This window comes from Acinetobacter sp. TUM15071 (genome assembly GCF_008980925.1).
GTDB lineage: Bacteria > Pseudomonadota > Gammaproteobacteria > Pseudomonadales > Moraxellaceae > Acinetobacter > Acinetobacter dispersus.
Map to the genome: position 1 here is coordinate 152,620 of NZ_BKGB01000008.1, position 22,905 is coordinate 175,524.

A 22,905-nucleotide genomic window follows, 5' to 3' on the forward strand; every position below is an offset into this window, starting at 1 on the left:
ATTCCTTATTTCACCACCACTAAAGTGTATAAATTTTATTCTTTTCCAAATCATAGGTTTGTGATGTAATTCTCAATTTTTTATTGTGCAAAATTTGACATTCTTGTTTTTGCCGCTTAATATGCGCCCCTAAGTTTGTTTTTGTTTATTTTTTATACACTTTGTAAATGTTGTGAAACATTTGCACCATGTTTTCCTTTAACTCAATGTCATTACTGAATGACGTTCATGACTTGCCCACCCTTATTGAATTTATCAACTTTTAAAAGTTAAGGCAGTGTTTTGCTGAACTTTTTGGGCATAAATTACCTGTAGCGGAGACAACATGCACAGTAATTCAAGTTCTGGGTCGAGGCCTAGCCTTAACTCTTTATCTTCCAAACGACCTTTTCAAGTTTTAGCGTTAGGAGCCGCAATCCTTCCGTTCAATAGCTTGAATGCTGAAAAATCACATCAATACAATACGGTTGTGAATACCAACGTTTTAACTGTCGTTGCAGTTGAAAGTCCAACTACGGTCTTTAAAGACGGTCAATTCCAACATGGTTTTGGTTATGACCTAGTGCGTAATTACGCACAAAGCTTAAACGTAAAGCTTGATTTCAAAACCGTTCCTGACAATGCCACGGCATTGAAATGGGTTGCTCAAGGTAAAGCAAACATTGCCATGACCACAGCCAATCTGGCTGCGATTGAAAATAAACAACTGGTTTCATTTTCAGCAAGTTGTGGTGATCAAGCAAGCTTAAGCAAAAATGGTTTAAATCCTCAGTTAAACTGGGTGTTTAAACAAGCTGATGATCCCCTCACCCTCACGGCGAGTGGTTATATCTGTCAAAGTAAGCAGTCGGGTACAACCCAGCAATTGGCTTCATTCTATAACCGCAATGTGGTTAAACCAGAGTCTTGGTCTACGATTCAAAGAGATTTGAATCAACGCTTACCGATTTATAAGGCAAGTTTTAAACAAAGCGCATCTAAATACAATTTAGATTGGCACTTACTCGCAGCAATTGGCTATCAAGAGTCTTATCTTAAACCGAGCTCAGTTTCTCCCACTGGCGTACGTGGTTTAATGATGTTGACCAACAGCACAGCCAAAGCGATGGGCGTAAGCAATCGCTCAGATCCACTGCAAAGTATTCAAGGTGGTGCAAAGTACTTTGATCTGATGTTAGATCAATTTGGCAATGTGCCTTATCCAGACCGTAACTGGTATGCTTTGGTTGCATACAATATGGGTCCTGGTGCAGTCAGCCAGATTCAGAAACGTATCCGTGCACAAGGCAAAGATCCGAATCAGTGGGTCAATTTATATGACTATTTACAGCGTAACCAAGCACGAAATGGTCGATATAAACAAGCTGTACAATATGTGACGCGTATTCGTACCTATTTAGAACATCTTAAAACCAATAGCCGTATTGATGTATAACTGAATAGACATAAAAAAAGCTTACCTTTGGGTAAGCTTTTTTTATTCAGAAAGAATTAAGCAGTAAGCTCAAGTACTTTCTTGAATAAATCTTTTTGCTCTTGGCTTGGCTTAGCTGTTTGTAAAGCCATAAGCTGAGACATATCGCCTTGAACTTTGATTTTACCAGTCATGAATGCTTGCATCGCAGCAGCCATATCAAATTCCAAGAATACTTTACGTAAAGTTTCAGCATCCATGTTCAAAGTTGTTTTAGCATTTGAAGATAAACCCTTTTGGATTTTACCCGCATCTAAAGCCAACTCTGTATTACCAGCTGCATCTGTTACAACCAAGTTAATCGCTAAATTCGCAAGTGCTGGTGGCAAGTTTAAATCACCTGCTTCAGCAGTAAGTTTTTCAACAGTTGCAAACCAATCATCAGTTAAAAATGCAGCCATGATTATTCCTCAAATGTATTTGTTCAATTTCTTGTGCCATCTATCCAGACGACATCTCATGAAGCAATTTGCTCGTGCCCTGTTATAGCATGTAATTTTTATTTTAGGCTATGATTTTTTGTACGCGTGATTCAATTTTTAAAATTTTGATAAAAAAAAGGTACTTAACAAGTACCTTTTCAAAAACTTTTACACTTTACTCAGCAGCAAAACTGAGATTGACCACATCTAAGCGATTTTTCAACTCTTCTGGGTCTTTCATATCAAACTCACGTTGAGCATCCAACGCTTCAAAATCGAATAGCTCACGGTCCGCCAATTGTGATGGAGACACATTTTGTAAGGCACCAAAAATACTGTGTAAACGCTTTGGATGCTGCTTATCCCATTCACGCAACATGTCATTAATAATGGCACGTTGTAAGTTTTCTTGTGAGCCACACAAGTTACACGGAATAATCGGGAACTGGCGTAAATCCGCATATTTGATAATGTCTTTCTCTTCGACATAAGCCAAAGGACGAATCAGGATATTCTTTTTATCCGATGAAAGTAGTTTTGGTGGCATCGCCTTTAAACTACCACCATGGAACAAGTTCAAGAAGAATGTTGCCATGATGTCATCACGGTGATGACCTAATGCAACCTTAGTTGCACCAATTTCTTGAGCGAAGCCATACAGCGAACCACGGCGTAAACGAGAGCATACTGCGCAGTAGGTTTTGCCTTCAGGTGTTAAACGCTTGGTAATGGTGTAAGTATCTTTTTCAAGGATGTAATATGGAATATTGTTCTCTTCCATATAGCGCGGCAAGATATCTTCGGGGAAGCCAGGTTGCTTTTGATCCAGATTCACAGCCACAACATCAAAATTGATGGGTGCAATCCGTTTAAACTGCAACAAGATATCCAATAAGGTATAGCTGTCTTTACCACCAGACACACAAACCATGACCTTATCACCATCTTCGATCATATTGTAATCACGAATTGCATGCCCAACCTGACGACGAAGCTTTTTCAACAAGCGATAATACGCTGAACTTGTCGGAAGTTCTGGCTTGAAATTAAATCCTTGGTTGGATTCCACTGGCGCGTACATAGACGTGATTTACTCATAAACAAAAATACCCGCAAGATTTTATCTCATTCAGAAAAAATGCGCATCTAAAGAATTTTTCAATTTCTTCCAATCGTCATATTTGAGTTTCATACTGGTAAAATTCTGATCAAAAAAATTTAGATTCGGCTGGATTGCTTATATTTCAAACTTTTCCACAGTTGTCCACAAAAGCTGTGGATAAATTTGTGGATTTCTTCGCTATTGACAAACTCTTTTTATCTTAAAATAAGGCTTCCGATTAGATTGATCATTTTTTAACCAATGATTTTATGAAAACAAAATCAATGACTTAGATAAGTCAAGACTTAGTTTTTAAAAAAAATATTTTAATTTTTTTTGCTGAACATTCGAACAAAATGACTTGATTTTTGTCTAACAGTCGAAAATAAAAAAATTGTAGCGAAAGTTCTTTTTTTACTTTTTTTTGTTACACTGCTGTGAAGAACTTATGCTCATCCTTTCGTGAATATTATAATGATGAACAAAACAACATATTTTTTTACCCTTTGCTTGGGGACAATCGGTTTTTTTAATGGCGTAGCTCCAAGCTATGCTGGGCAGACGATTTATCAATTTAAAGACAACAATGGTACAACGCTGCTGACCAATAAGAAAAAAGCAGAATATAGTCATTTAAAAGTAGTGAAAGCGACCTATTATCCAGACAGTAATATCCATAGTTATAGTAACTGGGGTGCGAGCGAGGCTTCAGTGCTTCCAAGCTATAGCCGTAATAAAAATGCATTTGACTCTTTGATTCGCCAAGCAGCACAGCAACATGGCGTCTCTGAGGGATTAATTAAAGCGGTCATGCACACTGAATCAGGCTTTAATATCAATGCCCGCTCTCCAGTTGGTGCCCAAGGCTTAATGCAACTGATGCCAGCAACTGCACGCCGCTTTAATGTGAATAATGCCTACGACCCACAACAAAATATTTTTGCTGGTGCAAAATATTTAAGTTGGTTACTTAAGCGATTTAATGGTGATACCCGACTTGCAATCGCGGCATATAACGCAGGTGAAGGTAATGTCGATAAATATGGAGGCATTCCCCCGTTTCGTGAAACCCAAGATTATGTCCGTCGTGTCACTAGCCGTTATCAAAACCTATATGCATCAAGCATCGGTTCATCATCGAGCTCAAATGCACAGGTGATTGCACAATCGACCAATTACACCACGCCATCAACCGAAGCTGTAGAAGTTGCACCAGCCCCGAAACAATATAATCGTCAGATCATTACCCTTGCAGACGGCACCTTTACCGATGCACCATCAGGTACCTATACCACCACAAATGCCACAGCATCTGCTCGAATCCGTCTAAGTGATTAACAATTTAAGAATGCTATTCTCACAGCGTGATTTTAGCTGATTGTTTTCATACAAAAATTGTTTTAAGTCACTGTTTATCAGCCAGTTCATCGTTTTATAGGCTAAATGTATCTATGCCTATTTTTTGCTTGAATTTTTACAATTCGCCCTGCATATTAGCGTTATGATTTATAATTTATAAATCAGATCACTTTTTCTCTATAAGAGGGTTTTCTCAATGATGCGGATTGGTTTGTTCTTGCTAACCAACCTCGCGGTACTGGTTGTAGCTGGCATTATCTTGTCACTCTTCGGTGTCGGTAGTTACCATGGCGCAGGGGGCTTGAATCTAGGCAACCTTTTAGTCGTCTGTTTTGTCTTTGGTATGGTGGGTTCTATTATTTCCCTGTTCATGTCGAAGTGGATGGCTAAAAAAACCACTGGGACTGAATTAATTGACCCAAATGCACCCCGTAGTCAAGCAGAAGCTTGGTTATTACAAGAAGTGGCGCAATTATCTCAACGTGCAGGTATTAACATGCCTGAAGTGGGTATTTTCCCTTCTTACCAATCCAATGCATTTGCGACAGGTTGGAATAAAAATGACGCATTAGTAGCTGTTTCAACAGGGCTATTAGAGCGTATGAACAAAGATGAACTTCGTGCAGTACTCGCGCACGAAATCGGTCACGTTGCAAATGGTGACATGGTTACCCTTGCGCTGATTCAAGGTGTGGTTAACGCCTTTGTCATGTTCTTTGCACGTATTGCTGGTGATTTCATCGACCGTAATGTATTTGGTCGTGAAGAAGGTGAAGCACCAGGCCTTGCTTATTTTGCCATTACGATCGTACTCGATATCGTATTCGGTATTATGGCTTCTGCCATCGTGATGTGGTTCTCTCGTCAACGTGAATATCGCGCAGACGAAGCCGGCGCACGTTTAGCAGGTAAACAAGCGATGATCTCTGCTTTACTTCGTCTACAAGCAGAATCAGAAATGCCAGATCAAATGCCGAAAGAAATGAAAGCATTTGCGATTGCGGAAGGTAAGGAACAAGGCTTTAGCTTAGCTGCTTTATTCCAAACTCACCCAACCATTGAACAACGTGTTGCTGCATTACAGCAATTAAATGTTCAATAATCAGTATCAGATAAACGATAAAGCCTCCATCACGGAGGCTTTATTTTTGCTTAAAATCTAATGTGCTTGGAAAGATTGATAGAACTGCCACAGATAACTGAAACCTGCCCAAACCGCGACAACCAATAAGATAAGGACTGCAATTCCCAATAAATCTGGGATACGTAACCAAATCCAGCTCACGATCGGATTACGCCAAAATGCCGAGCTTTTTTGCTTCTGCTCAAGTGATTCATGTAAGAATGGATGAACCACATGAATATCACTATGCACTTGATATTCCTCACGGATATGCTCATGTACAATTTCAAGCGTCTTGCGACTCGGACGAATAAATACATCAAATAAGGTGCCGACAATCGGTACAAAACCGACCAACATATCCATAATTGCCAGTTTGACTACATCCTTCAGTTTATGCTGTGGTACACCGACCTCCCTCGCCTTTTTAAATGCATACAGGGTTAAAATAAAGCCTGCGATATCACCTGCAAAAGGAATGGTACTCAGTGCAGCATCGGCTCCGACACCTTGTTTGGTGAAAGGAATTCGAACCAAACTGTCCATGGTGTTGGCAAATTTTGCTAAATCACGTTCGACAGCAATCGCTTGCTGCTGAGTTAATTTTTTTTGTTGTGTTGGAGACGTCATTCACGCAACCTAAAAACCATGTTTATGCTTGAGAATAAAGCAGATTTTCCGTTTTGTCGGTACGATTATTATTACCAATTAGAATAAAATCATCGAGGCGATGAATAAATACACCAATACACCTGTCGCATCACAAATCGAAGTGACCAACGGCGCGGAAGCACTGGCAGGATCAAGTCCAGCTTTGTTTAAAATAAACGGTAAACTCATTCCGATCAAACAGCCCATCAATACAATGCCCATCATGCTCAGCGCCAGTACCAAAGCCACCATTTCATCACCACGGAAATAACCCAGTAATGACACAGCAACCGCCATAGTGCCACCTAAGCACAGTGCAACTAAACTTTCACGCCCGAGTAAATAAAACCAGTCTTTAAATTGCACATCACCCGTTGCTAAAGCACGGACCATCAATGTTGAAGACTGAGAACCTGCATTGCCGCCACTTCCCACCAATAATGGCAAAAAGAAAACCAATACCAGATTTTTCGCAATTACATCTTCATAGTGGGCAATACCAATCCCTGACAACAAGCTACCAAACACCAAGAAAACCAGCCAAAAAACACGCTTCTGATAAAGCTGCAAAATGGGTGCCGACTTAATACTCAGTTTAGATGATGCATTGACCGCACCGACTTTTAAGAAGTCTTCTGTTGCTTCTTCGCTGGCCACGTCCATCGCATCATCATAGGTCACAATCCCGACCATCATGTTTTGATGATCGATAATCGGCAGCGCTAATAAATCATAACGTGCAATGGTTTTTGCCACTTCATCTTGGTCGGTATCTACAAAAGCGGTTAAGACATTGGTTTCCATGAGCTCATTAATATTTTGCTCTTCAGGCGCAAGTATCAGTTGCTTTAAAGATAAAACCCCGAGAATTTTGCGTGCTTCATCCAATACATAAGCGAAATAAATCATTTCGGTATCAGGAGCTTCGAGACGCAGCATTTTAATCGCATCATTGACCGTCATATTCGGTTTTAAAGTCGCATATTCCGAGCTCATGATCGCACCTGCGGTTCCCTCTAAATAGGATGACAGTTGACGGATATCTTCTCTCTCTGCCTGTGCTAGGGCTGGTAATAACGCATTTTGTTGTTCTTCATCTAAACACTTAAAGACGTCAGCGCGTTTATCCGATGACATTTCCCCGATAATCTCTGCTAGAACATTTCTGGGCATCGCTTGGGCGAGTTTGACTTGTTCATTGGGTGGAAGATATGAAAAGACATAGGCACGATCAGGTAAATGCGTGAGCAGCAATTGGCTTTGTTCAGCCGAAAGCTGTGTCAAAACATCGGCAATATCGACCGCTTGAAATGTTTCAACTGATGCAAGTGCTAGTTCAATATGATTATTTTTAAGTGCGTCGCTTAATAAATATAAAAAGTTGTTGTAGCTCATAATCGCCTCTTCACTACAAAGTATCTGCAATGAAGGACTAAACGCAGCGTATTATTTTACGATCGAATAGAAAACTTCATTCAGATTTTGATTAATATAAAAATGTGTAATTTGAAATAAACTACAACTCTGCGTGTCCATTTAGGGAATCAAACCTCATTAGGCCGCTTATACGGCACGGCAATACTACAAATATTTTTTTATATTCTCAACTTAGACAACAAAAATGAACAATTCGAGTCCTATTCTGTTTAATGAATTGTTCATTTCTGCTCGTCATTTTAACTGACCTTAAGCAGCTTCAACTTTTGTTTTGGGTTTAAAGGTGCTTCTTACCAATACATACATAAATGGAATAAAGATCAGAACCAGAATCGTGCCGAAAACGACACCACCAAACACACTATAACCAATCGCCTGCCGACTTAAGGCCCCTGCACCACTTGAGAACATCAACGGAATCACGCCTGCACCAAATGCAATTGAAGTCATCAGAATCGGTCTGAGGCGAAGTCCAGCTGCCTCTAGAGCGGCTTCTAATGCGCTACGGCCTTGTTGCTGCAAACTCGCAGCGAACTCGACCATCAAAATCGCATTCTTACAGGACAAACCAATTGTCGTTAGTAGTGCAATCTGGAAATAAATATCATTGGCGAAACCAAACCAGTAACTGAATAAAATAGTTCCCCCAATGCCGAGTGGAATGGCTGCCATCACCACTGTTGGAATTGACCAGCTTTCATAAAGTGCAGCAAGACAGAGGAAAATAAAGGCAACAGAAATCAGATATAACCAAATCGCCTGATTACTGGATTGCTGTTCCTGATAAGACAAACCACTCCACGCAAGACCCACATTTGGCATTTGATCAACCAAACCAGCAATTGCTTGCATACCTTGTCCACTACTAAAGCCTTTTGACGCATCCGCTTCCATACTCATGGAAGGATAGCCCATAAAACGCTCAAGCATCGGTGGAGCACCTTGCCAAGTAATCTGACTAAACTGTGAAAATGGCACCATTTGACCATTGGCATTTTTGACATACCAATAGTTTAAATCTTCAGGTTTGGAACGATACGGTGCATCGCCTTGTAAATACACTCGCTTAATTCGGCCACGGTCGATAAAGTCATTGATATAACTTCCGCTCCACGCAGTCGATAAGGTGCGATTAATTTCACTGACATTCAGCCCATGGATCATGGCGGCCTTATGATCAATCTTGATATTTAATACCGCCTGATCATCATTACTCTTCTTATCGACATTTTCGACAGAATCAAGTGCATTACCTTGCTGTTGCAACTGCTGGAAAGAATTCACCAAGCTTTGTCTGCCCAAGCCTTGGGTATCTTGCAGCCAAAACTCCATTTTATCGGAGTTACCTAAGCCACGAATCACCGAAGGCATCAACACCATAATGCGTGCCTGATTATTTTTTGAAAAATACTTCATTGCACGTGCACGAATTTCTTGTGCACTGTTTTCTGTGCCTTTACGATCATCCCAATGTTTTAACGATACAAAGGCTTGACCCAAATTCTGTCCTGTCCCTGAAAAATTACGCCCATGAATCACCATCACACCATTCAAATTGGCTTTTTCATGCTCAAGGAAGTAATCAGAGATCTGTTTGCCGACTTCTTCGGTCTTACTCATCGGCGTACCTTCTGGTAACCGAAATTGAACACCCAAAATCCCTTGATCTTCTTGCGGTAAGAAACTAGTCGGCAAATCACGATACACCCAGATAAAACTCGCAATCAGTACGACAATACCAATCAAGGACACCGCTTTTACTGCAATCACTTTTTTGGAAACATTGAGATAACGTGTTTTAATTGCATCCAAACATTGATTAAACCAGACTGCCCAACGTGCCTGCTTCTGTTGAGGTTTCAATAAAATTGCACATAAGGCTGGTGTCAGAATCAAAGCCACTAACAACGAAAGCCCCATTGCCACAACCAAGGTAATCGAGAACTGTCGATAAATAATCCCTGTTGCACCACTAAAGAAAGACATGGGAATAAAAACTGCTGTCAGGACCAAAGTAATCCCGACCAAAGCCCCACTGATCTCCTGCATGGATTGGATTGACGCTTGCTTGGCACTGAGTTGCTGCTCATGCATCAGTCGTTCAACGTTCTCAACCACGACAATCGCATCATCAACCAACAGTCCAATCGCCAATACCATCGCAAATAAGGTCAGTGTATTAATGCTCATCCCGAGAACCGCTAAAACAGCAAAGGTGCCGAGGATCACCACAGGGACTGTAACTGCTGGAATGAGTGTCGCACGCCAGTTTTGCAGGAAGATAAACATCACCAGCACAACCAGTCCAATCGCTTCGATCAGGGTCGAAACCACTTGCGACATCGACTCTTTTACAAACGGCGTATCATCGCGTGGATAAACCACAAAATAACCATCAGGTAAGGTTTTTTCTAAACGAGCGACTTCTTTATAAACAGCATCGGCCACCTGCATGACATTGGCGCCGACAGTTAATGACAGTGAAAGCCCTGAAGCAGGATAGCCATTCAGACGGTTAAACACCTGATAGTTTTCCGCACCAACCTCAACTCTTGCCACATCTTTTAAATAGACAAAGCTGCCATCACTGTTGGCTTTAACAATGATATTTTCAAACTGTTCAGGCGTACGCAGCAGTGAGCCAGAAGTGACCTTGGCATTTAAATACTGATTGTCGGCTGCGGGTAAATCACCAATTGCACCAGCAGCTACTTGGGTGTTTTGATTTTCAATCGCGGAACGTACATCACTGACTTGTAATTGATAGCGTTCCAAGCGCTGTGGATCCAACCATATACGCATGGCATATTGTGATCCAAATACACTGACCTCACCGACACCTTCAATTCGGCTCAGGTTCAACTCAAAATTATTAGTTAGATAGTCTGAAATATCGAGATTGCTTGAACGCCCTGACTTGTCTCCAAGCCCGATGACCATAAAGGAATCACTCAAAGATTTACGGACATTGACACCTTGGCGCTGTACATCTTCTGGGAGACGGTTGATCGCACCATTTACGGCATTTTGTACCTGCACTTGTGCTTGATCAGGATCCGTCCCTTGGTCAAAGAACAAACTAATTCGGCTATTCCCGCTGGCATCACTACTGGAGCTGAAATACAACAGGTGGTCAATGCCTTTAATTTGTTGTTCTAAAACTTGGGTAACGCTATCTTCAACCGCTTGAGCATCTGCACCACTATAGTTTGCCGCAACCGTAATTCGCGGTGGTGCAATATCGGGATAACGCTCTACCGGTAAATTCAAAATGGAGAAGAGACCAACAGCCATGACAATGATTGCCAGTACACCAGCAAAAATGGGACGATGAATAAAAAACTTAGATAACATGGCTGTTCATTCCATTGTTGAAACAGTCAATTTTTCAAAAAGATAGAGAATTTTAGCACTTTCAATCTACGATCATTACCGAGCTTTAAAGCAAACACCATCCCTATTAACATATCATTTCAAAAAGCGAGAATTGAGGAGAAATAATGGATTTTGCGCTGTATCAATAACCGAAGGAGCTAGCCCTTGTTAACAACTCAACAGTTTAGCTGTGTAATTAATTTAATTTACTGTGCAATCAAATACTTCTTAATTTAGAATTGACACACTCCCCACTTAAACCGATATTAGCACGCTCGGTAACTCTCCCCCATTTTATTAGTCGTATATGAAGGCCAGCTTAAAAAACTTTAATATCCTGTTGCTTATCCTGCTTCCAGCATTCATTACTGGAGGTTTGCTGATTAGTGCAGGTAATTTGTCTGATGGTTTAAGGCTTGGCTTTTTATCTTTACCGGGCGTTTTTTTTATCTATCTGGCAATCACGCGACAAAAAATCTATTGGTATGTTCTCACAATTGCTTGGTGGTTCATCGCATGGCTCGATGCCCTACTTCGTTCCAGTACATGGTTTTTATTCAACAGTGATAATGAAGCCTATTTTATTATTGAAGCAATTGCCAATACCAATCAGCAAGAGATCTGGGGATTTATCCAGCTTCACCTCGTTACTATTGCAGCGGTAGTATTTAGTTTACTCAGCGCGCTCACGCTCTATAGTTTTGCGGTATTCAAACTGGTTAAACCGCTTCATTTCAGTCAACTTTGGCAGAGTCGTGTATATCGTGGTTGCATTATTCTACTGATCTTGTTAGCCGCTACCAGCTATTTAATGAAACCTTCTCGGAAGGTACATCCTGTTATCTTTTGGTCTGAGTTCCAAACTAAAATTCAAGATTTTAAAAATAGAATTAAGCAGCATAAAGATGTGCATCATCAGTGGGATCTCAGTGCAAAAAATAATTTAGTACTGACTGACCAAGCCAAAGGAAAACAGACCCATGTCTTGGTCCTTTCAGAAAGTCTCACCAGTCTAAACTTAGGCGTATGCGATTATCCACGAGATACCACACCTGAAATGACAAAGCGACTCGCTGAGATTAAAGTCTTCTGTAACGCCTTTTCTCCTGCACCGTCTACTATCAATGCACTGCGTGTTTTATTGACCGAAAGTCCTGCCGCAGAACATGATAAGTATTCATCCGAAAGTGTACTCGCTTACGCGCGCGCTGCCGGATATAAAATTTATTGGCTCAGCAACCAAGATGATACCTATTTGTCCTCTCTGTTTGGTTCCTATGCCGATAAAGCCGTATATAAAAATACCCGTTCTGGGCGCAGTAGTACCTCTTTGGATGAAAGCTTAATTCCTGATTATCAGCAAGCACTTGCAGATCCAGATCCGAAAAAGTTAATCATTCTTCATCTAATTGGTGCGCATCCAAATTATAAAGAACGTTACCCAGATACATTCAATAAATTTACTAGCACCAGTAATGATCAGGTCGAACTCGAACTTAAAAGTCGAGATATTGACCCATGGATTCGCTCGCTACGCAATGATTATGATAATGCAGTTTTATACGAAGACTCCTTACTGGCTAAGTTTCTAGATGATTTAAGAGCGGATGCAGTACCAGACTTTAGATCGTTCACCGTTGTATCTGATCATGGCAATGAAGTTGGACATGAAATCGATTATGCAGGCCATAGTCCCAATACCAAAGCTGGCTATCAAGTTCCTGTAATTATGTGGTCTGATAAAATGCTGGCGACTGGGGTAAACAAAGACAAGACCTTAAATACTGCCGAACTCGATAACAATCTCATGTATATCATGGGGCTTAAAGATAAATCATCGCCAAAACGATCCTATTGGCAAGATGAAAATTATCAATTCACACCAGAAATCAATTGGCCATATTGGAAGCATAAGTCTTAATCAGAACCAATAAAAAACTCCAGTTTAGTTCCTTCATCTAAACTGGAGTTTTTGCTTATCTGGGTGCAACTTTAGAGTTCTTCATATTTTCATAAAAGCATCATACAACTGTCATTGATTTGATAACTTTAGATTTCAAACTAGCCGCTTAGATAAAAACTGATGAGTTTATTCATGTTTAAAAAAGCTGCGCTTTGTCTCTGCCTGATCAGTCTTGCAGGCTGTAATGATGACAATAATAATCAAAGTAATACCACGCAACCTGAATATCAACTGCCAAAAATTTTAGTGATTGGACATCGCGGTGCCAGTGCACTTCGACCAGAACATACGCTTGCGTCTTATCAAAAAGCCATTGATGATGGTGCTGACTTCATCGAACCAGATTTAGTTTCAACTAAAGATGGTGTTTTGGTCGCTCGTCATGAAAATGAAATTGGCGGCACCACCAATGTTTCGACCCTATCTCAATTTGCGGATCGTAAAAAAAACAAAGTGATTGATGGGACACGTTTTGATAACGGTTGGTTTACGGAAGACTTTACTTTAAACGAATTACAACAACTGAAAGCACGTGAACGTATTCCGCAATTTCGACCAGACAATCAAAAATACAATGATCTCTATCCTGTTCCGACTTTAGAGCAGATCATTGAACTTGCTGATGCACATTATAAAAAAACAGGCAAGATTATTGGCTTATATATTGAAACTAAACATCCGACCTATTTCCAAAAACAAAATTTGGCGATGGAAGACACACTACTTAAAACGCTGTCTAAATATCAATACACTCGCGATATTGCACCAATTTATCTACAATCTTTCGAAGTTGGCAATTTAAAATATTTGAAAAACCAACTGGATTTACATAAGAGTGTTAAACACGCACAATTAATTCAGCTCTATGATGCTCCAGGTGCAAAACCAGCGGACTATGTCGATCAAAACAATCCTAAAACCTATGCTGATCTAGCGACTGCACAGGGCCTTAAAGATGTTGCTACTTACGCCAACGGCGTCGGCCCATCAAAGACTTATATTTTCAAAGATGTAGCATCGGGTGAGACAACGACTTTTGTTGCTGATGCACATAAGGTCAATTTAAAAGTACATCCTTATACTTTCCGCCCTGAAAATAACCATCTACCAACCAACTTTAAATGTAGCATTGATCCAGCTAAAGCAGCTGAACGTTGCCCTACAGGATCGCTCAAAGAAATGCAGCTCTATCTCAAAGCTGGAATTGATGGTCTGTTTACCGATGATCCCGCTTTAGGCCGTCAAGCCGTACAAAGCTATCAAGCCACAACTAAATGATCATTGAGGCGTAAAAAACAAGGGCAGCTCAGCTGCCCTTGTTTATGAATGTGTCATTTGCTTCTGCTTGACCTGTTCCCATTGCCACCAACCATATGCTGCCAATCCCACAAAAGCAGCATATAAGCCAGCTGTAAGGAAAACCTCTTTATAACTGAACATCCCCACATAGATAATATTGACAAAAATCCAGAGGATCCATGTCGCAATATGCTTACGGCTGGTCCAATAAGTCGCAAGTAGACTAAATGCCACCAACTGTGAGTCCAGCATGGGTACAGCAGCATCGGTAAAGTGTTTAAGAATCATGCCAAAGATCAAACCAAAAACTATAGCCAAACACATTTGTGCGAGTACAACAGTCTTGGCAATTGGCTCAATTCGGATCTCATGGTCTTGGCGTTTACCTTTCAGCCAATAATAAAATCCATAAACATTCATCAGGATAAAGAAAAATTGCAAAATCGTTTCACCATACAATTTTATGGTAAAGAAAAAATAGGCATATAATCCACAAGCAAGAAAATTAAACCACCAACACCACATATTGCGTCGGATGGTTAAGGTCACACCAATAAGACTAATAATCACTGCAACGATTTCTAAAGCAGACAAGAGCAAACTTCTTTTAAGATTTGATGGCAACATTATGGAAAAATCTGCAATTTAAGCAATGCCAAATTATTTATTTAGCTGGCTTATATTTTTATCTTTATTTGAGAAAACGACTATTTTTCACTCAGGCCTTATGCTATAAAAATCCAATCCCATTTAGAATTTTTGATATGTTGATCCAAAAAGCTCCTTCTACACGTCTGATTACCATTTCGCATTGCATTTCTGTCAATGCTGCATGGCGACGTGTCTGCATCTTTATGCGAGGAGACTTTAAACAACTTCATCCGATGATAAATTAAAAAAAACATCATATGAAAACAAAGGTCGCCTCAACAGCGACCTTTTTTATTGCCTAAATTTATAGATTTTAAACTTCTACCGTTTTTATAACAGGAGCATTGCCATGACACAGTTTCCAGAAAAGAATTTTATACCCAACACACAGATCCAACCGACTGTAGCCCCTCATCACCCTCGCCTTGCTACAGTCGGTCAGTTCATTGCAGTCGTGCTGATTTGGTCATTGACTCCATTGGCCGCAGTCTTGACGGTGCATGAAATTCATTGGGCGTGGGGATTATTTTTTCGGTTCAGTTTGGCCATTCCTTTGGCTTGTATGTGCTTGCTTTATTTTCGGCTCAAACTCGACTTCACTTATACAGCCTTCATCAGCTATGCGGCAGGTGCGATTGGCTTATTTGGTTCAATGACCTTTTGTTATATGGGAGCGACCCGTGTTTCATCTGGCATGATTTCCATTATTTATGGCACTGCGCCGTTGTGGTCTGGTCTGATTGCAGTATTTCTCCTAAAGCGAGAACACTTTTTAAAACGCCAATGGTATGGACTCGGACTGGCTATTTTTGGTTTATCCCTCACACTCGGTATAGGCGCTGAACATATCCAACTCGATTTGCTTGGTGTGGGTTATGAAATCATTGCTGTTTTACTTTACGTAGTTTCAATGTTTGTCGTTGCAAAAGTAGGCGCAGAAATTCATCCAATCATTCAAACCACAGGCTCAACTATGGTTTCATGGATAGGTTATCTGTGCTTGCTGCCTTTTTTCTTATCTGAAATGCCTAATCAATTACCCAACCTACAAACCAGTTTGGCACTGCTCTATAGCGCATTATTCTCATCTGTACTAGCGATGATTTTTTATTTTCACCTGATTCAGAAATTGAACCCAACAACGGTAATGCTGATTACTATTCTAACTCCAGTACTGGCTACATTTTGGGGAGTATGGCTCAACCATGAACCTCTAAGTTCACAGCTGGTTTTTGGGCTAATGTTCCTATGTTTAGGCCTATTCTTATATGCCTACCGCAAAAAACCGCGTCTGTTATAACAATAAAAACTGATAGGTCAAACAACATGATCTATCAGTGATAGTATCTAGCAATTAGCTCAAGTAAACTGTAGCAACGCACCGCGTGACTTCTCAAAGATTTGTTCAAGGATGAAATAATCTATGCGTTCTTACGTCTTATGGCTCTGCTTCAGTCTGATGTTTGTTTTGCAAGGTTGTGTACACGCCACAACACAACCGATATCAATCACAGCTAAAACAATTGAACTAAAACAACGCTATTATCAAGCGAAAACAACAGCTCAAGATGGAACTGTTCTCGCCTTTACGGTTTATCAACCCCATTTAACATCCAGTCAAACTGCTCCATTACTTTTACATACGCATGGCTTTGGTCTTTCTCGAATGAAACGGCCTGAACTCAGCTTGTATGGATTTCTGTTGCCCACAGGACAGGTTGCAAAAACAGCTTGGCAGAATGGCTATTGGGTAATCAGCTACGATCAACGCGGACATGGCGACAGTCAGGGGAAAATTCGGCTAACAGATCCTGAAAAGGAGGCTCAGGATGTCATCACCATCATGAACTGGGCTGAAAAAAACTTGCCGCAACTGGCAAAAAATCAGCATGGTGTGCGTACGGGTATGATTGGTGAATCTTATGCAGGCGGGGTGCAATATCTGGCTTCAGCATTAGATCCACGCTTACAGGCGATTGTACCGATTACCACATGGTATGACATTGTGCATAGTCTCGCACCGAATGGCATCCCTAAAAGTAACTGGATTGGTTTCCTCAATCTGATTGGCGACTGGTGGAACTGGAATAAGTTTGATCCTGAACTCAAACAGGCTTATCTGGATACACAACATGGACAACTAAAGCAATCTACCTACGATTTTCTTAAAACACATCAGGCCAGCTGGTTTTGTAGCAACAACCAAACTCCACAGGCAGATGCCTTAATTATTCAAGGATTCAGGGATGTGTTATTCCCTTTTAATGAGGGTGTCAAAGCTGCTCAATGTATCCAACAAGCTCAACGCGAGGTACATTTGATTGGCGTACAGGGTGGTCATTTACAACCCTTTACTCAACATTCTCCATTAGGAAGTACGCCGTTTTGGTATATTGGTAAATCTGTTCGCTGCGGTAATCAACAGCACTATGATCTACAAAAAACCATTTTGGCTTGGTTTAATCAAAAGTTAAAAGACCAAACACTAAGCGAATCTTTACCTGAATTATGTATAGATCAGAGTCCAGTGAATCAGCTTACTGATCTTAAGCCAGTAACAGCATATAACCTGAATAAAACTTGGATTGCTCCGACTAAAGCTCAAGCGGTATTTGTCCCCATTCATACAGCGCATCAATCGGTCTCAATGACAGGCGCGCCCCTACTCACCCTCAGCATGCAAACAGCACCTGAATATGCAGATGCGACCTTATTTATCTCAGTTGCAGTGAAATCAAAAGCGACAGGGAAATATGCAATTTTGAATGATCAAACTGCCCCATTTAACCCAACCAAAAAAATAAGCTATGACCAGATTCGATTGGGCTTAAATGATCAAATTGGAGAAGCACAAACCATCGAACTACCCAGTGTTTATGGACAGCTCAAAGTGGGTGATACTTTGGGTCTGCTGATCAAGAGTGAAAGCCAATATTATCAGCGAATAAAACAAGCTAAAATTGAAGCATGGATTTCAGGGCAAATTGTTTTGCCTAAACTTTGGGATGAAACCCCTGCGAAATAGTTATTCTTATTATAAAAAGCCAATGAGAGTGAAGTTTACCACTCTCGATTGGCAATCAATTCTTCCATTTCAATGTCGAAGTAACCGACATCTTGCACCACCATCATCATGGCTTCGGCAATATAATCTGCGGCCGTGTCATCTAAACTGGAGTCCAGATCTTCAAATTGTGGTTTCATTTCGTTGATTTCAATCAAGGTCTGATTCGCATAACGATAAATTTCCGTTTCAGATAAATCGGTACGACTCACCTTTTTCGAAAATCGATGGATATGTTGTTTCACTTCAGCAACGAGAATATCGGGATAATATTCATCGTCAAACATGGGGAGGAGCAAATCTTCAAACATAAAAAAATAATATGCCAATAAAACGCCATGCTTATAACATAATCCAACCAAAATCACGATATTAAGACATAAAAAAAGCGGTTTTTCCGACCGCTTTTTAGAAATGAGTAGCCCCTCTACACTCTTTTAAATATGAGTTATGAGAAAGGTTATGATGCATAACCAATAGATCTAAATCCTTACTGGTTCAGCAAATTGCTGAGCATATTTGGAAAGCTGCTCATAAGTGATCGATGCACCACCACAAACAATCACCAATACATCATCAGATGGACTAAAGTTAACTTTTTGATCATATAAAATGGACAAAGTTGCCCCACAGGCAGGTTCGACCAAGGTACGGTGGTCATCTAAGAATTTTAAACATGCGCTTACTGTATCTGAATCAGTAACCGTTATTCCCTGAACATTTTGCTGTTGAGCGATCTTAAATGCTTGCTCACAGACCCGTTTTGCTGCAAGTGTGGTTGCAATACCTGTGACACGGTCTAAGCTAATATGCTGCCCAAGTTGCATTGAGGTATTTAAAGATGCTGTGCCTTCTGTTTCGATTGCATAAATAGGAATGTCCAGCTGATGCGTTAGCAAACCTTGAGCAATACCAGAAAGTAAACTCCCCCCACCAACAGATAAAACTACTGCTGAAGGCCATACTCCCTCAGCAATCACTTCATCAATAATACAAGCGACGCCATCCCACAGATATTGACCATCAAAAGGGTGAATATAAATAGCTTCCTCACTGACAAAAGAGAGCGCGAGTTCATTGGCTTCAATCCAAGAATCACCATGTACAATCACGTCAGCAGCTTCCTGCCGCATTAAATCAATTGCTTTTTGTGACGTTGTTTTCGGGACAACGACCGTCACTGCAATGCCTAACAGCTTGCCCATATACGCAACAGAGATCCCAGCATTGCCACCAGAAGAGCTCACAAATTTCTTTGCGCCTTTTTCAGCATATTTTAAACAGGCATTACCAATACTACGCTGCTTAAATGAGCCTGTAGGCTGAGCAGATTCCATTTTCAACCAAACATTGCAATTATTTAGTTCACTTAACTGACTTGATCGAATTAGTGGTGTTTTCATCTTAATTATCATTTCTTCTATTATTGAAATCAGTCTGATCTAATGGTCGGTAACATTATGCTTTCCGACCATTTCTCAAAAACAATGTTTAATCTTTTTTAGCACTCAAGCTTTTGGCAATCTTCGCCAGCTCTACGAACTCCTCACGCATTTGATAAGGATCTGGTTTTGCTGATTGTTGTGCCAATTGGATAATTTGATCCCATCCCATTGCGCCATTGTACTGCCCGCCTTTTAACTGCTGGGCATAAGAAGCAACTGCGATCGCAAAACGTGTATCATTATTGGCTTGAGCAAGGGGCTTACTTTCAGCTCTTACAGCTTGGTTTAAAAGAATGCTTTTTTCTTGATTTGGTAATTTATAGCGTAAATTTACAAAGGCATATTCAGACTTTTTCGCTGTATCTGTTTTCGAAGACTGCTGATAACGTGAATCATTGAGCCAACCTTGCTGACCGACTGGAATGATTTCATAAATTGCTGTGACATTATGACCTGCCCCAATATCTCCTGCATCAACCTTGTCATTATTAAAATCTTCTTGTTTCAACATCCGATTTTCATAACCGACTAAGCGATATTCTTTCACTGTCGCTGGATTAAATTCGACCTGAATTTTGACATCCTGAGCAACGGTTGCAAGCGTTGAAGAAAGCTGACGTTGTACCACTTTTTTCGCTTCATTTTTATTGTCGATATAGCTGTAATTGCCATCGCCTGCATCCGCCAGTTGTTCCATCAACTGCTCATTGTAGTTTCCTGTACCAAAACCTAATGTCGTTAAAGAAATACCACTTTTGCGTTTCTCCGCCACCATGCCTTTTAAGGTACTAAAATCAGTAATACCGACATTAAAGTCACCGTCCGTCGCCAGTAAAATACGGTTAATGCCATTTTTCACAAAGGCTTTTTCAGCTTGCTTATAAGCCAGTTGAATGGCTTGTTCACCTGCAGTTGCCCCACTTGCCTGTAATGCATTAATCACAGCCAATATCTTATCTTTTTGGTCGCCAGCAGTCGGTTCTAACACCAATTTTTCACCACTGGCATAAGTAATGATGGTGACTTTATCCTGTGGGCGAAGTTGCTCCGTGAGTAAACGCAAAGTTTGTTTAACCAAAGGTAATTTGTCTGCTGCATCCATACTGCCCGAGACATCAACCAAAAATACCAGATTAGCAGGTGGCAATTGTTTAGTGCTTAAATCTTTGGCCTGAATCCCGATTTTGATCAGTTTGGCATTTTCTTTCCAAGGAGAATCTACTGTTTCAGTACTGACTGAAAAAGGGTGAATACTATTTGGTTGTGGATACTGATAATCAAAATAATTAATCATCTCCTCGGCACGGACTGCATCGACAGGAGGTAAACGACCATCATTCAGGAAACGACGAGTGTTTGTATAGCTTCCCGTATCCACATCAATACTAAAAGTTGAAACAGCTTGATCAGCCACACGATGAACTGGATTGACCTCATTTTTTTGGTATTTTTCAGTATTCTGTTCTAAACGCGGTCTTTCCATACTCGGCATCACTGCAATATAAGATGCAGGTGCGATCATCTTGCGAGTTTGTGCCAATCCCTGATTTGACATGGTCATTGGTGCTGGCGACACGGGCATCGCAGTTTCAACTGCAACCTGATCGTAGTGTTTGACGGGTGTACTACACGCCATCACCATATAACTCAGCACAGTTAATGTTAATATTTTTGTTGATTGATGCATTGTTCAATTTCCCAATTCTAATTCGTTTTTTCAAATAAAGTCGATATACAGAGAATTGTATGCAAAAAAAGAAAGATACATCGTATTTGAATGTATCTTTCTAAGCTTGCTGATTCGAGATCTAAAGCTAGGGTTCTACTCAATCGCATAATTGATGGTGACCACTACACGGGCAATTTTATTGATGGTGGCCTTGTCATAAGCACCGCCATAATCACTGTCATCATCCGAGCCGCTTTCTGGCAAGATATAAAATGCACCTTGGCTGGCTGAGCGCATCATCCCCACCTTCACACCACCCACTTTGGCAAACTCATTGGCACGGCTATAAGCATTCTTAGTGGCATTGGCAATCAAGGACATTTTTATTTCTTCTAAATTCGACACTAGATATTCTGGTTTCTGTTCAATCGCAATGCCTTTTTCATCCAGCAGATAGGCTTCTTTAGCCGCTTGTTCAATCTTCTTAATATCACGACTCGCAATCGCCAAAGATTGCAATGCCATATAGCCTTTAAACTCACGATTAATCCGCCCGTCCCCCATATTTACTTCTTCATAATAAGGCTGAGAACTTTTATTTCCGAGTTGCATATCCGCTGCTTTAAAACCATGCTCAACAAAAAAGCTTTGTAATTCTTTCATTTGTTGATCAAGCAATTGATAGGCTTGTGGAATGGTGTCAGATGTGTGGCTGGTTTGTAAATTAATCTCCCAGCGTGCTGAATCGGCTTGAATCGGTTTTTCAGCCAAGCCTTTGACTGTAATCGAGTTTTTGGTGCTATTAAACTGTTTAAGTGCATAGCCCATGACGCCTGCAGAAATAATAAATCCAAGACTAAGAATGAGTGCAAACACCCATAAACTTTTATATGTAATTGTTTTATTTTCCATTTTTAATATCACTTATCTTATTTTATAGCCTTGTTATATTTAATCTGATTCAGCAAGTCAATAGAGCCCTTAAGCCCTACTGACACATCAGTGAGGTCTAAGCTTGCATCATGTTCCAAACTTTTATCGCATCACGAGTGGCTTTAACATCATGTGCCCGAACAATACTCGCACCCTGCTGTATGCTTAAAAGATGTCCTGCCACGCTGCCAACCGCACGCTCTTGAGCAGGTACACCATTTAAGGCTTCACCGATAAAACGTTTCCGTGATAGGCCCGATAAGATTGGGTAGCCCATTCGATTAAGCTTCCAAAACTCATTCAATAACTGAAAATTTTGCTGGGCATTTTTGGCAAATCCAAAACCAGGATCGATAATGATGTTTTCTTTTCTGACCCCCACTGCAATTGCTTGATCCAAGCGTTGCTGCAATTCAAAAATCACATCTTCCATCACATCATTATATTGATCGAGCTGATTCATATTGGTCGGTTCACCACGCATATGCATCAGCACCACAGGAATATTCAACTCAGCAGCAGTTTCCAAAGCCTGTGGACGGGTTAAGGCACGTACATCATTCCAGATATGCGCACCGGCTTGGACGGCAGCATGCATGACTTCAGGCTGACTGGTATCAATCGACATGATCACATCATATTTGGATAATGCTTCAACGACAGGAATCACACGGCGAAGTTCTTCCTCCAGCGCCACAGGTGATGCATTGGGGCGAGTTGACTCTCCACCAATATCAATAATGGTTGCACCATCGTCAACCATCTGTAAAGCATGCTTGATTGCTTGGTCTTTTTGGTGATGCTGTCCGCCATCACTAAACGAATCAGGCGTGACATTCAAAATGCCCATCACATGAGGCTGAGAGAGGTCTAACCTAAAACGACCACACTGTAACTGATTTTGTGATAATGGCATCAACTGCATGATCAAGACTCTT

At 40.7% G+C, this 22,905-nt stretch carries 18 protein-coding genes; 7 read left to right on the forward strand and 11 right to left on the reverse strand.

What is annotated here, in order from left to right:
- Window positions 1–325: 325 nt before the first annotated feature.
- Complete coding sequence (locus GBI66_RS09890) at window positions 326–1,435, forward strand: transglycosylase SLT domain-containing protein (protein WP_005184375.1); 1,110 nt, start codon at window positions 326–328, stop codon at window positions 1,433–1,435.
- Window positions 1,436–1,491: 56 nt separating this feature from the next.
- On the opposite strand, the gene GBI66_RS09895 is transcribed toward GBI66_RS09890, so the two are convergent.
- The gene (locus GBI66_RS09895; RefSeq protein ID WP_004801562.1) at window positions 1,492–1,875 is read right to left on the reverse strand and encodes an SCP2 sterol-binding domain-containing protein; all 384 of its coding nucleotides are present in this window, start codon (window positions 1,873–1,875) and stop codon (window positions 1,492–1,494) included.
- A 196-nt stretch (window positions 1,876–2,071) separates the two neighbouring features.
- On the reverse strand, window positions 2,072–2,977 hold the full coding sequence (ttcA, locus tag GBI66_RS09900; RefSeq protein ID WP_004801563.1) for a tRNA 2-thiocytidine(32) synthetase TtcA: 906 nt from the start codon (window positions 2,975–2,977) through the stop codon (window positions 2,072–2,074).
- Between the two features lie 498 nt (window positions 2,978–3,475).
- On the opposite strand from ttcA, the gene GBI66_RS09905 reads away from it, so the two are divergent.
- Together GBI66_RS09905 and htpX are read left to right on the forward strand one after the other, a co-directional pair.
- Window positions 3,476–4,336 carry a lytic transglycosylase domain-containing protein gene (locus GBI66_RS09905; protein ID WP_212749399.1) on the forward strand — a complete coding sequence of 287 codons (861 nt, stop codon included), beginning with the start codon at window positions 3,476–3,478 and terminating at the stop codon, window positions 4,334–4,336.
- Window positions 4,337–4,553: 217 nt separating this feature from the next.
- The gene (gene htpX / locus GBI66_RS09910; RefSeq protein ID WP_005184378.1) at window positions 4,554–5,459 is read left to right on the forward strand and encodes a protease HtpX; all 906 of its coding nucleotides are present in this window, start codon (window positions 4,554–4,556) and stop codon (window positions 5,457–5,459) included.
- A 57-nt stretch (window positions 5,460–5,516) separates the two neighbouring features.
- On the opposite strand, the gene GBI66_RS09915 is transcribed toward htpX, so the two are convergent.
- The 3 genes from GBI66_RS09915 to GBI66_RS09925 all read right to left on the reverse strand — a co-directional run bounded on the left by GBI66_RS09915 (window position 5,517) and on the right by GBI66_RS09925 (window position 10,922).
- Window positions 5,517–6,110, reverse strand: a complete 594-nt coding sequence (locus GBI66_RS09915) for a DUF4112 domain-containing protein (protein WP_151715959.1) — start codon at window positions 6,108–6,110, stop codon at window positions 5,517–5,519.
- A 78-nt stretch (window positions 6,111–6,188) separates the two neighbouring features.
- Window positions 6,189–7,526 (reverse strand): magnesium transporter, encoded by a 1,338-nt coding sequence (gene mgtE / locus GBI66_RS09920; protein WP_151715960.1) that lies wholly within the window; start codon window positions 7,524–7,526, stop codon window positions 6,189–6,191.
- Window positions 7,527–7,817: 291 nt separating this feature from the next.
- The gene (locus tag GBI66_RS09925) at window positions 7,818–10,922 is read right to left on the reverse strand and encodes an efflux RND transporter permease subunit (protein WP_151715961.1); all 3,105 of its coding nucleotides are present in this window, start codon (window positions 10,920–10,922) and stop codon (window positions 7,818–7,820) included.
- 328 nt (window positions 10,923–11,250) lie between these two features.
- Between GBI66_RS09925 and GBI66_RS09930 the strand changes: the two genes are divergently transcribed.
- Both GBI66_RS09930 and GBI66_RS09935 read left to right on the forward strand, forming a co-directional pair.
- Window positions 11,251–12,864: a phosphoethanolamine transferase gene (locus GBI66_RS09930; protein WP_151715962.1), complete on the forward strand. Its 1,614-nt coding sequence runs from the start codon at window positions 11,251–11,253 to the stop codon at window positions 12,862–12,864.
- Window positions 12,865–13,038: 174 nt separating this feature from the next.
- Window positions 13,039–14,184, forward strand: coding sequence for a glycerophosphodiester phosphodiesterase (locus GBI66_RS09935; RefSeq protein ID WP_151715963.1), 1,146 nt, complete (start codon window positions 13,039–13,041; stop codon window positions 14,182–14,184).
- Between the two features lie 42 nt (window positions 14,185–14,226).
- Here the strand turns inward: GBI66_RS09935 and pnuC are convergent, their stop codons facing one another.
- Window positions 14,227–14,799: a nicotinamide riboside transporter PnuC gene (gene pnuC, locus GBI66_RS09940; RefSeq protein WP_171494294.1), complete on the reverse strand. Its 573-nt coding sequence runs from the start codon at window positions 14,797–14,799 to the stop codon at window positions 14,227–14,229.
- A 406-nt stretch (window positions 14,800–15,205) separates the two neighbouring features.
- Here pnuC and GBI66_RS09945 point away from each other — a divergent pair, with 406 nt between their 5' ends.
- Window positions 15,206–16,156 carry a DMT family transporter gene (locus GBI66_RS09945; RefSeq protein ID WP_151715965.1) on the forward strand — a complete coding sequence of 317 codons (951 nt, stop codon included), beginning with the start codon at window positions 15,206–15,208 and terminating at the stop codon, window positions 16,154–16,156.
- A 123-nt stretch (window positions 16,157–16,279) separates the two neighbouring features.
- The gene (locus GBI66_RS09950; RefSeq protein ID WP_151715966.1) at window positions 16,280–17,881 is read left to right on the forward strand and encodes a S9 family peptidase; all 1,602 of its coding nucleotides are present in this window, start codon (window positions 16,280–16,282) and stop codon (window positions 17,879–17,881) included.
- Window positions 17,882–17,916: 35 nt separating this feature from the next.
- On the opposite strand, the gene GBI66_RS09955 is transcribed toward GBI66_RS09950, so the two are convergent.
- The 5 genes from GBI66_RS09955 to folP all read right to left on the reverse strand — a co-directional run bounded on the left by GBI66_RS09955 (window position 17,917) and on the right by folP (window position 22,892).
- Window positions 17,917–18,231, reverse strand: a complete 315-nt coding sequence (locus tag GBI66_RS09955) for a DUF5713 family protein (protein ID WP_005184414.1) — start codon at window positions 18,229–18,231, stop codon at window positions 17,917–17,919.
- 171 nt (window positions 18,232–18,402) lie between these two features.
- Window positions 18,403–19,323 carry a pyridoxal-phosphate dependent enzyme gene (locus GBI66_RS09960; RefSeq protein WP_228267292.1) on the reverse strand — a complete coding sequence of 307 codons (921 nt, stop codon included), beginning with the start codon at window positions 19,321–19,323 and terminating at the stop codon, window positions 18,403–18,405.
- Between the two features lie 88 nt (window positions 19,324–19,411).
- The gene (locus GBI66_RS09965) at window positions 19,412–21,052 is read right to left on the reverse strand and encodes a VWA domain-containing protein (RefSeq protein ID WP_151715968.1); all 1,641 of its coding nucleotides are present in this window, start codon (window positions 21,050–21,052) and stop codon (window positions 19,412–19,414) included.
- A gap of 135 nt (window positions 21,053–21,187) precedes the next feature.
- The gene (locus tag GBI66_RS09970) at window positions 21,188–21,946 is read right to left on the reverse strand and encodes an SIMPL domain-containing protein (protein WP_151715969.1); all 759 of its coding nucleotides are present in this window, start codon (window positions 21,944–21,946) and stop codon (window positions 21,188–21,190) included.
- Window positions 21,947–22,043: 97 nt separating this feature from the next.
- Entirely contained in the window at window positions 22,044–22,892 is an 849-nt protein-coding gene (folP, locus tag GBI66_RS09975; protein ID WP_151715970.1) for a dihydropteroate synthase, read from the reverse strand.
- Between the last annotated feature and the right edge of the window lie 13 nt (window positions 22,893–22,905).